Consider the following 13,786-nt stretch of genomic DNA (forward strand, 5'->3'; position numbering starts at 1 on the left):
TGATGGAAGTCATCAACCATACCGTGATCAATCTGATCATATTCGTGCTGGCGATCTACGTCGGCTACCACGTCGTCTGGAATGTGACGCCCGCGTTGCACACGCCGCTGATGGCCGTGACGAACGCGATTTCGGCGATCGTGATCGTCGGCGCGATGCTCGCGGCAGGCCTTACCGTCGGCGGCACCGGCAAGTTCTTCGGCACGGTTGCTGTCGCGCTTGCCGCCGTGAACGTATTCGGCGGCTTCCTCGTGACGAGGCGAATGCTGGAGATGTTCAAGAAGAAGGAACCGAAGAAGATTGCTGGTCCGAAGGAGGGTGCGTAAATGAGCCTGAACGTCGTTACGCTCCTCTATCTGATCGCCTCCGTCTGCTTTATTCAGGCACTCAAGGGGCTGTCCAATCCGAAGACCGCGCGAACGGGTAACTTGTTCGGCATGGTCGGCATGGCGATCGCGATTCTGACGACCGTCGCGCTGATCGCGAAGCAGGCGGCCGCGCTCGGCTCGAATCTGTCGCTGGGTCTGTCGCTCGTGTTCGTTGCGCTGATTGTCGGCGGCGGGATTGGCGCATTCGTTGCCGCGCGCGTCGAGATGACGAAGATGCCGGAACTGGTCGCGGCGATGCACTCGCTGATCGGTATGGCGGCTGTGTGTATCGCTTATGCGGTGGTCTCGGAGCCGGCTGCATTCGGACTGGGTGCTGAAGAGGGCATCCCTGGCTTCCTGCCGTACGGCAACCGGATCGAACTGTTCATCGGCACGTTCGTCGGTGCGATTACCTTCAGTGGTTCGGTGATCGCGTTCGGCAAGCTGTCGGGCAAGTACAAGTTCCGGCTGTTCCAGGGCGCGCCTGTGGTCTACGCGGGTCAGCATCTGATCAACCTGCTGCTCGCGATCGCGATGATCGGCTTCGGCGTGATCTTCTTCCTCACGCAATCGTGGCTGCCGTTCATCATCATGACGCTGATCGCGTTTGCGCTGGGCGTGCTGATCATCATCCCGATCGGCGGGGCGGACATGCCGGTGGTCGTGTCGATGTTGAACTCGTACTCGGGCTGGGCGGCGGCGGGCATCGGCTTCTCGCTGAACAACGCGATGCTGATCATTGCCGGTTCGCTGGTCGGCTCGTCCGGTGCGATCCTGTCGTACATCATGTGCAAGGCGATGAACCGTTCGTTCTTCAACGTGATTCTCGGTGGCTTTGGTGGTGAGGCTACGGCGGCGACGGCAGGCGGCTCGGGTGAACAGAAGCCGGTGAAGTCGGGTTCGGCGGAAGATGCGTCGTTCATGCTCGGCAATGCCGAGACGGTCGTGATCGTGCCGGGTTATGGTCTGGCCGTTGCCCGCGCCCAGCATGCGCTGAAGGAACTCACCGACAAGCTGGTCGAGAAGGGCATCGACGTGAAGTATGCGATTCACCCTGTCGCGGGACGGATGCCGGGTCACATGAACGTGCTGCTGGCGGAAGCCGAAGTGCCGTATGAGATCGTCCATGAGATGGAGGACATCAACGGCGAGTTCGGTCAGGTCGACGTCGTGCTGGTGCTGGGCGCGAACGACGTGGTGAATCCGGCGGCGAAGACCGATCCGAAGTCGCCGATCGCGGGGATGCCGATTATCGAGGCGTACAAGGCCCGCACGGTGATCGTCAACAAGCGCTCGATGGCGGCGGGGTATGCCGGGCTCGACAACGATCTCTTCTACATGGACAAGACCATGATGGTGTTTGGCGATGCCAAGAAGGTGATCGAGGAAATGGTCAAGTCCGTCGATTGAGGTGTTGGGCTTTGCTTTCCGCGACGCTGGTCAGGTTCTTCACCGGCGTCGCGGGCATGGGTTTGTCGGGCGTCGTCAGCCCGATTTCCGTACATTCAGGGCGTTTGCGCCGACGTCAGGTTGAGCGCCAACGCTTGCGCGACTTCGATGCCGTCGATGGCCGCCGAATAGATACCGCCCGCATACCCGGCACCCTCTCCTGCCGGATACAGACCTTCTACGTTCATGCTCTGGTAATCGTCCCGGCGTCGGATCCGGAGCGGTGACGACGTGCGCGTCTCCACGCCTGTGAGCACGGCATCGTGCATCGCGAAGCCGGCGATCTTCTTGTCCAGTTGGGGCAGCGCTTCACGGATGGCTTCGATCACGTAGTCGGGCAGCGCAGTGCTGAGATCGGTCGGGTGCACACCCGGCTTGTATGACGGCACCACGGAGCCAAGCGACGTCGACGGCCGGCCGGCGATAAAGTCACCGACCAGTTGGCCGGGCGCGTGGTAGTTGCCGCCACCGAGTTCGAACGCACGCTCCTCCCATTTTCGCTGGAACGCAATGCCAGCCAGCGGACCGCCCGGATAGTCGTCCGGCGTGATGCCGACGACGATGCCCGCATTCGCGTTGCGCTCGGCCCGCGAATACTGGCTCATGCCATTGGTGACGACGCGGCCGGGTTCAGAGGTCGCCGCGACCACCGTGCCGCCGGGGCACATGCAAAAGCTATAGACCGCCCGTCCATTGTTGGCGTGATGGACCACCTTGTAGTCGGCCGCGCCGAGTTGCTTGTGGCCCGCAAACTTGCCGAAACGGCTGCGATCGATCAGCCCCTGCGGATGTTCAATGCGAAAACCCAGTGAAAACGGCTTGGCTTCCATATATACACCGCGATCGTGCAGCATCTGGAAAGTGTCGCGGGCGCTATGGCCCACTGCCAGCACGACGTGGTCGCACCGAAGCGTTTCACCGGTCGAGAGCTTGAGCGAGCGCACCTTGCCCTGATCGATTTCGATGTCTTCGACTCGCGTTTCGAAGCGCACTTCGCCACCCAGCTCGTGAATGGTGGCGCGCATTTTTTCCACCATGCTGACGAGGCGGAACGTGCCGATGTGCGGCCGGCTCAGATACAGGATGTCTTCCGGTGCGCCCGCCTTGACGAATTCTTCGAGCACCTTGCGGCCATAGTGGTTCGGATCCTTGATCTGGCTGTACAGCTTGCCGTCGGAAAACGTTCCGGCGCCGCCTTCGCCGAACTGCACGTTGGATTCAGGGTTGAGCACGGACTTGCGCCACAGGCCAAAGGTGTCCTTGGTGCGCTCACGCACGGCCTTGCCACGCTCGAGAATGATGGGGCGGAACCCCATCTGCGCGAGGATCAGTCCCGCAAACAGTCCGCACGGTCCCATCCCGATCACCACCGGACGCGGCCGGGTGGTGTGCTCAGGTGCCTTTGCGACGAAGCGGTATGTCATGTCCGGTGTCACCCCGCAATGCGGCGTGCCGGCGAGTCGCGTGCGTGCGGTCGCTTCGTCCTTGACTTCGACGTCGACGATATACGTCAACTTGATATCGGAACGCTTGCGTGCATCGTGCGCACGGCGGAATACGGTGTAACGGACGATCCCCTCTGCCGCCACGCCGAGATCCGCGAGGCGTGCGCGAACCGCGGCGTCGAGATCGCTGTCGGCATGGTCGAGAGGGAGTTTGACTTCGCTTAAACGTAACATGGGTGCCAAAGTACAGTCGCCACGGGAATCGTGGTCAATCCCGTATTTTATAGGTACAGCGGCTTTTCGAAGCGAAAGGCGCCGCACGCCCTCAGCGCGGTTTGACGCCAATACTCCGCATGAAATCCGCAAGCCTTCTCCCCTCGACATCGGGAAAAGCCTCGAGCACCGCTAGCTCATCCATATTCGCAAGCGCAAAGTGGCGAAAATCCTCCCGCAGCTCGCACCACGCGCCGAGCGTAAACCGCGCCCCCCAATAAGCTAGCGCTAGCGGCCAAACCCGCCGCTGCGTCGCGGCGCCATGCTTGTCCTGATACGCAAAGCTCACGATATGCCGCGTATCGATCGCGCGATGCAGCGTATCCACAATCGCCGACACGTTTCCATCGACATGAAACGACGGCGCAAAGAATGCCAGCCGGTCGATGGTCGCGCGCTTGTCAGCGGGCATCGCCGAAGCAATCTTCGCCAGCGCGCCGCGCGCGCCCGCCGCCATGCTCTCGCCGCCCCACGATTCGACCATCCGCGCACCGGCCGCCAGTGCCATCAGTTCTTCGGCGGTAAAGGTCAAAGGCGGCAGGCTCGCGCTGCGGCTCAAGCGGTAGCCGATGCCCGCTTCGCCCTCGATCGGCACGCCCGACAGTTGCAGATCCTGCACATCGCGATACACGGTACGCAACGATACGTGCAGCCAGTCCGCCAGTTGCTGCGCGGTCGTCAGGCGCCGGCCGCGCAGCAGTTCGGCAATCTGGAACAGGCGATCGGCGCGTCGCGTCATCGTGGGAGTCTCGCGGAAGTACACGGGGAATCTCCCGCGATGATAGCGCCGCACGACGTGCCCCTGTCACACCGGCGATGCCTTCAGCCGTTGGTCTTCGAATGCAGGCCGATGCGGTTGCCTTCCGTGTCGGTGAAAAAGCCGATCCAGCCGATGTCGTTCGGCAACTGCACGGCGGGCCCTTCGACCTTGCCGCCCGCGCGCTTCACGCGTTCGAGCGTCGCATCGACGGTGGGTCGAGCGTTCAGATAGATCACCGTACCCGTCGCCGAAGGCTCCAGCGTCGAACTCTTCACGATGCTGCCGCCCGTCGACGGCTCGTCGTAGTTGAAAATCGCCATCGGCACGCCGAAGTCCTCGCGGCGTAGCTGCGTGTCGAGCGCGGCTTCATAGAAACGGACGGCGCGATCGAAATCGATGGACGGAATTTCGAACCAGGCGATTGCGCGGTTGAGTTGTGCGGACATGACGTTCTCCTGTTGGTGGTTGTCGCCGGATGGCGTAGGAGAAGTGTGCGGGCGGGCTACTGACAACGTTCTGTCAGTAGCGTTGGCTCAGCCGCAAACGCGCGGGCAATAAAAAAGCGGGCATCGCGCCCGCTTCTTCATCCGAACAGGAAATCGGCTTACGCCTTCGGCTCATCCGCCGCCGGTCGTTGCCGCACGCTGCCCGCGATCAGATCGAAGCGGAACAGGCGGCATTCGAGCGCGCCGTTATACAGCGGGGTCTTGGCCGACTCGCGCAGGCGCAGTTGCCCCGGCAGCTTGCGATCCGACGTCAGCACGAACGCGTGCCAGCCGGTAAAGCGCTTCTTCAGCGCATCGCCGAAGGACTGGAAGAACTCGGTCATGTCCGGCGTATCCGTTTCCGCACGCCGGAAGCCGCCTTCTTCGCGCCCCGTGTTGCGGATCTCGCCGCGCGGACCGCGCCCGCGCACTTCGATCCGCTCGCCATACGGCGGATTCGCGACGAGGATGCCCGCTTCGCTCACGGGCGGCATCATGTTGCGCGCATCGATCTGCTTCAGCGGCAGCGCCGGGAAGCCGGCACGCTCGAAGTTTGCGCGCGCCTTCTCGAGCATGTTGTCGGAGATGTCGCTGCCGAAGATCAGCAGATCGCCGCGGCCCGCGCGCGCCGCGCGCTTCGCGTCCTGCGCGGCGACCTTCAGCGTCTGCCACGCGGACACGTCGTATTGCTTGAACTTCTCGAAGGCGAAGCGCCGGTCGACGCCCGGTGCAATGCTCAGCGCGACCTGCGCCGCTTCCGCGAGGAACGTGCCGCTGCCGCACATCGGGTCGTACAGCGGCGTGCCCGGCGTCCAGCCCGTCAGCCGCAGAATGCCCGCCGCGAGATTCTCGCGCAGCGGCGCCGCACCCTTGTCCAGACGCCAGCCGCGCTTGAACAGCGGCTCGCCGGATGTGTCGAGATACAGCGTGCAGTCGGTGGCCGTCAGGAATGCGAACACGCGCACGTCGGGCGCGCCCGTGTCGATGCTCGGACGCGCGCCCGTCTTGTCGCGCAGACGGTCGCAGATCGCGTCCTTCACGCGCAGCGTCGCGAATTCGAGGCTGCGCAGCGGCGACTTGATTGCCGTGACGTCGACGCGCAGCGTCTCGTTCGCCGAGAACCACTGCTCCCAGCGCTGTTCGAGCGCGAGCCCGAAGATGTCCTGCTCGTTGCGATACGGACGATGCGCGATCTTCAGCAGCACACGGCTCGCGATCCGCGAATGCAGGTTGGCGGCCATGCCGGCTGCCCAATCGCCCTTGAAGTGCACGCCGCCGGGCACTTGCGCGCCGGCGGTGAACGGCTTGCCTTTCAGATGACGCGCGGCGATCTCGGCGAGTTCGGCGGCGAGCGCGGCTTCAAGGCCGCGCGGGCAGGGGATGAAAAATTCGAAGGACATGGAGATTGCCGCAAAGGCGTTGATTAAGGCGACATTGTACGCGGTCGCCTTGCCGTGCCCTGCGGCAGGTCGTTCACACGCGGGTCGACGTGTCTGCCTGACGCGTGCCGGACGCCTGGCCTAAGCGCGGCCCCGTGCGGATCAGCCCTTCGTCGCCGACGCGGATACGGGCGCTGCCGCCGGCCCCGTCGTCGCTGCCGGGCACGTCACGGTCGCGCCGCGAGTCGGCGCGGCCGCCAGATTGCGCACGGCGGCGCCGATCTCCGTGGAAATCTGCTGCACCGCGCGCCGATGTCCGTCGGCAATCGCGTCGTAACCGCCCGAGACAGTCTCGCCAACCACGCTGCGGCATGTCAGCACGGCCTGCGTGCGCACCGCGCGCACGCTCCACACGGCGTCGATCAGCGTGCGCGAACCGGGCCACGACTCGAAGCGCTGCACGTTCACGCTGACGCGATAGACGGGCACGCGGTCGGGATACGGCGAGCCGTACACGTCGATCGTGCCCAGTTGCTGCGTGAGCGAACTGGACAGTGCGCGGCGGATTTCGTCGCCGGGCAGCGACGCCCAGCGCTCCTGTTCGAGCACCTGGACCTGAGTCGGCCCCGTCTGCACGACGAGCTGGTTTTTCGCCACTTGCGGCGGCACGTCGACGGGCGGCACTTCGATCAGGAACGCCGGGTTGCTCGCGGTGCGCACGGAATCGGGCGATGCATCGCCTGCCGACAGCGTGTAGAAGTGGCTCGGCGGCGACGAGCACGCGGCCAGTGCGGCAAGCAGTACGCCTGATAGCGCAACGGAAAGCGCGCGCACGCTAGCGTGCATCGTTCGGGGGACGCGTGCGAACGTCATGGCTTGTCTCCTGATTTACCGCGCAGCAGCGATTCGGGGTGGCGTTCGAGATAGTCCGACAGCGCGTTCAGCGATTGCAGCGTGCGCGTCAGTTCCTGCAGCGCCTGATGCACGTCGGATTGCAGCGGCGAGTCCTGCTGCAGCGTCGCTTCCGCCGAACCGAAGGTCTGCTTCGCCGCCGCCAGCGTGTCGCGCGCCTGCGGCAACACTTCCTTGTCGAGCTGCGAGAAGAGATGGTCGGCGTTCTTCAACGCGGTGTTGAGGTTGTTGCCGATCTGGTCGAACGGCACCTGATCGAGTTTCTTCGCGATATCGGCGATCTGCAGTTGCAGTTCGTCGAGCGAGTTCGGAATGGTCGGCAGTTCGATCGGGTCGCGCGAGATGTCCACGGTTGCCTGCGGCGCTTTCGGGAACAGGTCGATCGCGACGTACAGCTGACCCGTCAGCAGATTGCCTGTGCGCAACTGGCCGCGCAGGCCGTGCTTGACGAGCGCGAGCAGCATCCGGTGGCTTTCGTCGGTGCCCGAATCCGGCACGGGTTGACCGCGCGAACGGCGGCGCAGGCGATCGGGGTAGAGATCCATCGTGACGGGCATGTTGAAGTTCTTCGTCTGCGGATCGAACTCGACGCCGATGTTGGTCACCTGCCCCAGCACGATGCCGCGGAAGTCGACGGGCGCGCCGACGGACAGGCCGCGCAGCGACTGGTTGAAGTTCATCACGACGCGCACCGGCTCGCCGTCGGGCTCGCGCATCGCGTCGGCTTCGTCAGAACCGAGCCGGAACGTCATGTTGTTCGGCGCCTGCACGCCGACGGCCTGTCCCGGTGGCGACTGGAACGCGAGTCCGCCGACGATCACCGTCGCGAGCGACTGCGTGTTCAGCTTGAAGCCGCTCGAATCGAGCCGCACGTCGACACCGCTCGCGTGCCACCAGCGCGAATTCGTGCCGACGTACTGGTCGAACGGCGCGCTGACGAACACCTGCAGCGTGACGCCCGTGCCGTCCTTGTCGAGCGAGAAGCCCGTGACCTGGCCGACCTGCACACGCCGGTAGAACACCGGCGAGCCGATGTCGATCGAGCCGAGCGATTCGCCGCGCAGCGTGAACTGGCGGCCCTTCTGGTCGACGGTGACGGCGGGCGGCGATTCGAGGCCGACGAACTGCGTCTGTGTTTCCGTCGAACGGCCGCCGTCCACGCCGATGTACGCCCCCGACAACAGCGTGCCGAGCCCCGATACGCCGCTTGCGCCGATACGCGGACGCACGACCCAGAAGCGACTGTCCTTCACCGCGAAGTCTTCGGCTTCTTTAGTCAGCTGCACTTCGACGTTCACGCGCGAGTGATTCTTCGCGAGCTTGATCGTCTTGACGAAGCCGATGTCGACGTCCTTGTATTTGACCTTCGTCTTGCCCGGTTCGAGCCCTTCGGCGCTGATGAAGCTGATGTTGATGGTCGGCCCTTTCTCGAGCACCGACTTCACAACGAGGCTGACGCCGATCAGCGCCGCGATCAGCGGAATCACCCAGACGAGCGAAGGCAGCCAGCCCCGTTTCGTGACGATCTCGGGCTCGGGCGGCTCGTTGTTCGGCGCGCTGGAGGGCGGCGTCGGCGCTTTGGGGCTATTCATGTTTCGGGTCCTGAGGTTTGGCGGCTCTCGGCTTGTGTGCGGCGGCGCCGTCCTGGTCTTTGTCCACGTCGTCCCAGATCAGGCGTGGATCGAATTGCATCGAGGCGATCATCGTGAGAATCACGACGGAGCCGAACGCGAGCGCGCCCGGTCCCGCCGTGATGACGGCCAGCGATTTGAAGCGCACCAGCGCCACCGTCAGCGTGATGACGAAGATGTCGAGCATCGACCAGCGTCCGATGCGTTCGACGATCCGGTACAGCTTCGTGCGTTCGAGCGGCCGCCATCTCGAGTGGCGCTGTGCCGTGCAGGTCAGCAGCGCGAGCACCGAGAGCTTGAGCATCGGCACGAGAATACTGGCGATGAACACGATCATCGCGAGCGGCCAGTCGCCCGAGGTCCAGAAGTAGACGACGCCGCTCATGATCGTGTCGTCCTCCGCGCCGAGCAGCGACGACGTATGCATCACGGGCAGCAGGTTCGCGGGAATGTAGAGCACGGCCGCCGCGATCAGCAGCGCCCACGTGCGCATCAGGCTGTCCGGATTGCGCCGGTGCATGATCGCGCCGCAGCGCGTGCAGCGTTGCGGCTCCTTCGAGCGCACGCGTGGCTGCACGCGCGAACACGCGTGACAGGCGATCAGACCGGCGCGCGAGGCCGTCGTGTATTTCATCGGCCTGTCATCCCCGGTGCGGTGCGGCGGGACCGTCGATGCCCGGCGCGCCCGTACTGGGCTCGCCGTTATCGCTGTCGTGTGAATCTTGAGCGCGCGCTTCTTCTTCGCGCGCGTGCCGTTCGCGGCGCGCCTGCAGCACGTTCAGCCCTTCGGCGACGTCCCACAGCGTGCGCGGATCGAACGTGACGACCACGACGAACATCAGGGTCAGCGCGCCGAACGCGAACATCGCGGCTTCGGGAATCACGCGCGCGAGACTCACCATTTTCACCATCGTCACGAGTACGCCGAGCATGAACACTTCGATCATGCCCCACGGTCGCACGAATTGAATGGCGCGCAGCATGGGGTTGAAGAAGGGCGGCACGATGCCCGCGCGGATCGGCAGAAGCAGATAGAGCAGCGCGAGCAGTTCGGTGAGCGGAAAGAGGAAAGTCGAGCAGAACACCATCATCGCGACGACCTGCATGTTCTCGTCCCACAGCGCGACGATGGCGCCGAGCAGACTGGTCTGCGACGTGATGCCGTTGGTTTCCAGTTCGACGATCGGAAAGCCCTGCGCGATCAGAAACGTGATCAGTGCGGAGACCGTCATGGCCGTGATGCCGTCCAGCCGACCCGATGCGCTCCAGTACAGCATGGCGCCGCAGCGCTGGCAGCGCGCGATGCGTCCGCGTCCAAGGCGCGGTTTCTGGAACAGCGCGTCGCATTCGTGGCAGGCAATCAGATGGTCATGGTCCATGCAGGCGATCGGGATACGGGAAGCGATGTTGTCGTCGTGTTTGTCGTCGGCGTATTACAGCGTGTTACGCAAGGGCGTTCATGCACGTTGAAAGCGCGTGCGCGTCGCGGCCTGGCGCAATAGTATCAAAGCTCGCTACCGCGACGTCGTACAGGTAGGTGCACGTAAGCCCGTCGGCGGAGACGGCGCGATCCGCACATTTCTGTGGGCCTTGTCTGACAGAGGTGGCACGCACGGGTTCGGTCGGCGGTAGCAATTTCCGAACCGCGTCCGAACCGCGCGCAAAGGCGTCAGCCGGTTGCCGCTGCTTGCGGTACGATTAGCGCCGCGCAAGCCGTTGGCGCCGATACCGGATGCGAGGGGAATAATGACATCGCCCGGGTCGTTTAACGTTTATGTCGACGTCGGTCCTGTCATGGCACATACCTCTTCGTTTCATTCGTTCTCCTCGCGCGGCTCGTCCTATACCTCGACGGCCATCGCGCTGCATTGGCTCATCGCGCTTCTGATCGTCTGCGGTTTCGCGCTCGGCTGGGTGATGACGGACATCCCCGGCTTCACGCCGACCAAGCTCAAATACTTCTCGTGGCACAAGTGGATCGGCGTGACCGTGTTCGCGCTCGTCATCATCCGCATCTTGTGGCGGGCGACGCACACCGTGCCGCCGATGCCCTCGCATATGCCCGCGTGGCAGCGCGGCGTCGCACATTTGACGCACTTCCTGCTTTACGTGCTGATGGTCGCGATTCCCGTGTCGGGCTATCTGTACAGTTCGGCCGCCAACGTGCCCGTCGTCTATCTCGGGCTTGTGCCGCTGCCGCGTCTGATCGCACCCGATCCGCATCTGAAGGAACTGTTGAAGGGCGTCCACATCACGCTCAACTACACGCTGCTCGTGCTGGTCGGGCTGCATGTCGTTGCGGCGCTCAAGCATCAGATTGTCGATCGCGACGGCTTGCTGTCGCGCATGATCCCTTTCCTCAAATAAGGACAAACATGAAGGTATCGTTCTACCGCTATATGCTCGCTGCGTTCGCGGCGGCGTCGCTGGCTGCGTCGGGCGCCGCGTTCGCGCAGGTCGACATGGGCAAGAGCACGGTCACGGCGATCTCGAAGCAGATGAACGTGCCCGTCGAAGGCAAGTTCAACAAGTTCACCGCGCAGATCGCGTTCGACGCGTCGAAGCCGGCAGCGGGCACCGCGCAGGTCACGGTCGACACGTCGAGCTACGATCTCGGCGACGAAAGCTACAACGAACAGGTGCGCGGCAAGGAATGGTTCGATTCGAAGACCTACCCGACGGCGACCTTCGTTTCCACTGCGATTGCGCCCGCAGGCAACAACCAGTTCAAGGTGACGGGCAAGCTGACCATGAAGGGCAAGTCGCAGACGGTGGTCGTGCCCGTCACGGTGACGAGGCAGGGCGCTGCGCAGGTCTATGACGGCGCGGTAACCGTCAAGCGCTCGCAGTTCGATATCGGCACGGGCGAGTGGAAAGATACGTCGGTGGTCGCGGACGACGTGACGATCAAGTTCCATATCGTCGCCGCAAGCAAGTGATCCGTGGATTCGTAGCAGTCAGGCAGACAGAAAGGAGAATGAATTGAAACCGATGCTTTTGATTGTGGCTGGCGCGCTGGCGTCGTCGATGGCGGCGGGCGCATTCGCCGCCGATACCTATCAGCTCGATCCGACTCACACGTATCCGAGCTTCGAGGCGGATCACATGGGCGGCGTGTCGACGTGGCGCGGCAAGTTCACGAAAAGCTCCGGCACGGTGACGCTCGACCGCGCGGCGAAGACGGGCAGCGTCGAGGTCACGGTCGATACGTCGTCGGTCCAGATCGGCAATACGAAGCTCGAAGAGCATCTGCGCTCGCCTGATTTCTTCGACGTCGCGAAGTATCCGACGGCGACCTACAAGGGCACGGCGATCAAGTTCGACGGCGACACGCCCGTTGCCGTCGACGGACAGCTCACGATGAAGGGCGTCACGAAACCGGTGAATCTGAAAATCGAGTCGTTCAAATGCATCCAGCATCCCGTGCTGAAGCGCGAGGTGTGCGGCGTGGAGGCGACGGGCGAATTCAACCGTGCGGACTTCGGCATGGACTTCGGCACGAAATACGGCTTCAGCATGAAGACCGTGCTGCATATTCAGGCTGAAGGGATCAAGCAGTAAGCATCGGGCGGCCAGCATCGCGTGCCGAGCAAACCGCTCCGTTCGCCCTGCGACGGAGCGGTTTTTTATTGGCGTCAGAACCTGGCGCTTTCACTGCTCGTGCAGACTTATTTTTTGGTTCATAGTGGACGCCGACGCCGGATCGGTTGTGCGCGCATCGAATCCGGCGAAAAGACAGGACCGGGCGATTCTTCGCGATCGTCACGATAACGACTACCGCGCGCACCTGGAGATCCACAATGAGTTCAACGATAGCCGCGAACACGGCGCAGCGCCGTTCCGATACGTGGCGCACGGTGGTGGCCGCGTCGATCGGCAATGCGCTGGAATGGTTCGACCTGGTCGTCTATGGCTTTTTCGCCGTCGTCATCTCGAAGCTGTTCTTTCCGGCGGGCAACGAGACCGTCTCTCTTCTGCTGACGCTCGGCACGTTCGGCGTGTCGTTCTTCATGCGGCCGCTGGGCGCGATCGTGCTCGGTGCGTATGCCGACCGGGCAGGGCGCAAGGCCGCGCTGACGCTCTCCATTCTGCTGATGATGATGGGCACGCTGATTATCGCCGTGTTGCCGACGTATCAGTCGATCGGCCTTGCGGCGCCGCTGATTCTCGTCGTCGCGCGTCTGATGCAAGGGTTCTCGGCAGGGGGCGAATTCGGCAGCGCGACGGCTTTTCTCGCCGAGCACGTGCCGGGGCGGCGCGGCTATTTCGCCAGCTGGCAGATCGCGAGCCAGGGCCTGACCACCTTGCTTGCCGCGTTGTTCGGCGCCGTGTTGACGAGCCAGTTGTCGCCCGAGCAACTGAACGCGTGGGGCTGGCGCGTGCCGTTTTTCTTCGGCCTGCTGATCGGGCCCGTCGCGTGGTACATCCGCACGAAACTCGACGAAACGCCGGAATTCCTCGCCGCCGAAACCACGCAAACGCCGCTTCGCGATACCTTCGCGAGTCAGAAGACGCGGCTCTTCATCGGCATGGGGATCGTCGTGCTCGGCACGGTGGCGACGTATCTGGTGCTGTTCATGCCGACGTATGCGATCAAGCAGTTGAAGCTCGCGCCGTCCGTGGCGTTCACCGCGATTTCGCTGGTCGGCGTGATCCAGCTGGTGTGTTCGCCGATCGTCGGACATCTGTCCGATCGTCACGGACGCGTGCGCATCATGCTCGTGCCCGCCGTGCTGCTGTTCCTGCTGATCTGTCCGGCCTTCTCGTATCTCGTCGCGCATCCGACGTTCGGCACGCTGCTGGCGATGCAGATCGTGCTCGGCGTTCTGATGACGAGTTACTTCGGCGCGCTGCCCGGTCTGTTGTCGGAAATCTTCCCCGTGCAGACGCGCACGACGGGCATGTCGCTCGCCTATAACATCGCGGTGACGATCTTCGGCGGCTTCGGGCCATTCATCATCGCGTGGCTGATCGACGCGACGGGTTCGAAAATCGCGCCGAGCTTCTATCTGATGCTCGCGGCCGTGGTGAGCGTGATCGCGCTGATTGCGGCGCGACGCAAGCTCGGTTTCAGGTGATGCCTT

The 13,786-nt window shown here is 63.6% G+C and carries 14 protein-coding genes; 6 read left to right on the top strand and 8 right to left on the bottom strand.

Annotated elements, in window-relative coordinates:
• The first annotated feature begins 2 nt into the window (after positions 1 to 2).
• Entirely contained in the window at positions 3 to 326 is a 324-nt protein-coding gene (locus tag G3N95_RS28735; RefSeq protein ID WP_012401918.1) for an NAD(P) transhydrogenase subunit alpha, read from the top strand.
• On the top strand, positions 327 to 1,778 hold the full coding sequence (locus tag G3N95_RS28740; RefSeq protein ID WP_205973485.1) for an NAD(P)(+) transhydrogenase (Re/Si-specific) subunit beta: 1,452 nt from the start codon (positions 327 to 329) through the stop codon (positions 1,776 to 1,778).
• Positions 1,779 to 1,873: 95 nt separating this feature from the next.
• Here G3N95_RS28740 and G3N95_RS28745 read toward each other — a convergent pair whose 3' ends face one another.
• From G3N95_RS28745 to G3N95_RS28780, 8 genes are all read right to left on the bottom strand, one after another.
• Entirely contained in the window at positions 1,874 to 3,496 is a 1,623-nt protein-coding gene (locus G3N95_RS28745) for an NAD(P)/FAD-dependent oxidoreductase (RefSeq protein ID WP_205973486.1), read from the bottom strand.
• Between the two features lie 91 nt (positions 3,497 to 3,587).
• Entirely contained in the window at positions 3,588 to 4,274 is a 687-nt protein-coding gene (locus G3N95_RS28750) for a YafY family protein (protein WP_205973487.1), read from the bottom strand.
• Positions 4,275 to 4,357: 83 nt separating this feature from the next.
• Positions 4,358 to 4,741, bottom strand: a complete 384-nt coding sequence (locus tag G3N95_RS28755) for a VOC family protein (protein WP_205973488.1) — start codon at positions 4,739 to 4,741, stop codon at positions 4,358 to 4,360.
• A 158-nt stretch (positions 4,742 to 4,899) separates the two neighbouring features.
• A complete protein-coding gene (locus tag G3N95_RS28760) occupies positions 4,900 to 6,180 on the bottom strand; it encodes a class I SAM-dependent RNA methyltransferase (RefSeq protein ID WP_205973489.1) in 1,281 nt (426 codons plus the stop codon).
• A 141-nt stretch (positions 6,181 to 6,321) separates the two neighbouring features.
• A complete protein-coding gene (locus tag G3N95_RS28765; RefSeq protein WP_205973490.1) occupies positions 6,322 to 7,032 on the bottom strand; it encodes a PqiC family protein in 711 nt (236 codons plus the stop codon).
• A complete protein-coding gene (locus tag G3N95_RS28770; RefSeq protein ID WP_205973491.1) occupies positions 7,029 to 8,663 on the bottom strand; it encodes an MlaD family protein in 1,635 nt (544 codons plus the stop codon). Before G3N95_RS28770 ends, G3N95_RS28765 begins: the two co-directional genes overlap by 4 nt.
• The gene (locus G3N95_RS28775) at positions 8,656 to 9,336 is read right to left on the bottom strand and encodes a paraquat-inducible protein A (RefSeq protein WP_241019011.1); all 681 of its coding nucleotides are present in this window, start codon (positions 9,334 to 9,336) and stop codon (positions 8,656 to 8,658) included. The genes G3N95_RS28770 and G3N95_RS28775 overlap by 8 nt, the downstream gene beginning before the upstream one ends.
• Before the next feature lie 7 nt (positions 9,337 to 9,343).
• Entirely contained in the window at positions 9,344 to 10,081 is a 738-nt protein-coding gene (locus G3N95_RS28780; protein WP_205973492.1) for a paraquat-inducible protein A, read from the bottom strand.
• 415 nt (positions 10,082 to 10,496) lie between these two features.
• Between G3N95_RS28780 and G3N95_RS28785 the strand changes: the two genes are divergently transcribed.
• The 4 genes from G3N95_RS28785 to G3N95_RS28800 all read left to right on the top strand — a co-directional run bounded on the left by G3N95_RS28785 (position 10,497) and on the right by G3N95_RS28800 (position 13,780).
• A complete protein-coding gene (locus G3N95_RS28785; RefSeq protein WP_205973493.1) occupies positions 10,497 to 11,069 on the top strand; it encodes a cytochrome b in 573 nt (190 codons plus the stop codon).
• An 8-nt stretch (positions 11,070 to 11,077) separates the two neighbouring features.
• On the top strand, positions 11,078 to 11,641 hold the full coding sequence (locus G3N95_RS28790; protein ID WP_205973494.1) for a YceI family protein: 564 nt from the start codon (positions 11,078 to 11,080) through the stop codon (positions 11,639 to 11,641).
• A gap of 52 nt (positions 11,642 to 11,693) precedes the next feature.
• Positions 11,694 to 12,263 (top strand): YceI family protein, encoded by a 570-nt coding sequence (locus tag G3N95_RS28795; RefSeq protein WP_205973559.1) that lies wholly within the window; start codon positions 11,694 to 11,696, stop codon positions 12,261 to 12,263.
• A gap of 239 nt (positions 12,264 to 12,502) precedes the next feature.
• Positions 12,503 to 13,780 carry an MFS transporter gene (locus G3N95_RS28800; protein WP_205973495.1) on the top strand — a complete coding sequence of 426 codons (1,278 nt, stop codon included), beginning with the start codon at positions 12,503 to 12,505 and terminating at the stop codon, positions 13,778 to 13,780.
• Positions 13,781 to 13,786 lie beyond the last annotated feature (6 nt).

This window comes from Paraburkholderia sp. Tr-20389 (assembly GCF_017104565.1).
GTDB lineage: Bacteria > Pseudomonadota > Gammaproteobacteria > Burkholderiales > Burkholderiaceae > Paraburkholderia.

Coding starts and splice junctions, on each gene's coding strand:
- G3N95_RS28735 (WP_012401918.1), top strand. CDS start 3: ATGGAAGTCATCAACCATACCGTGATCAATCTGATCATATTCGTGCTG.
- G3N95_RS28740 (WP_205973485.1), top strand. CDS start 327: ATGAGCCTGAACGTCGTTACGCTCCTCTATCTGATCGCCTCCGTCTGC.
- G3N95_RS28745 (WP_205973486.1), bottom strand. CDS start 3,496: ATGTTACGTTTAAGCGAAGTCAAACTCCCTCTCGACCATGCCGACAGC.
- G3N95_RS28750 (WP_205973487.1), bottom strand. CDS start 4,274: ATGACGCGACGCGCCGATCGCCTGTTCCAGATTGCCGAACTGCTGCGC.
- G3N95_RS28755 (WP_205973488.1), bottom strand. CDS start 4,741: ATGTCCGCACAACTCAACCGCGCAATCGCCTGGTTCGAAATTCCGTCC.
- G3N95_RS28760 (WP_205973489.1), bottom strand. CDS start 6,180: ATGTCCTTCGAATTTTTCATCCCCTGCCCGCGCGGCCTTGAAGCCGCG.
- G3N95_RS28765 (WP_205973490.1), bottom strand. CDS start 7,032: ATGACGTTCGCACGCGTCCCCCGAACGATGCACGCTAGCGTGCGCGCG.
- G3N95_RS28770 (WP_205973491.1), bottom strand. CDS start 8,663: ATGAATAGCCCCAAAGCGCCGACGCCGCCCTCCAGCGCGCCGAACAAC.
- G3N95_RS28775 (WP_241019011.1), bottom strand. CDS start 9,336: ATGAAATACACGACGGCCTCGCGCGCCGGTCTGATCGCCTGTCACGCG.
- G3N95_RS28780 (WP_205973492.1), bottom strand. CDS start 10,081: ATGGACCATGACCATCTGATTGCCTGCCACGAATGCGACGCGCTGTTC.
- G3N95_RS28785 (WP_205973493.1), top strand. CDS start 10,497: ATGGCACATACCTCTTCGTTTCATTCGTTCTCCTCGCGCGGCTCGTCC.
- G3N95_RS28790 (WP_205973494.1), top strand. CDS start 11,078: ATGAAGGTATCGTTCTACCGCTATATGCTCGCTGCGTTCGCGGCGGCG.
- G3N95_RS28795 (WP_205973559.1), top strand. CDS start 11,694: ATGCTTTTGATTGTGGCTGGCGCGCTGGCGTCGTCGATGGCGGCGGGC.
- G3N95_RS28800 (WP_205973495.1), top strand. CDS start 12,503: ATGAGTTCAACGATAGCCGCGAACACGGCGCAGCGCCGTTCCGATACG.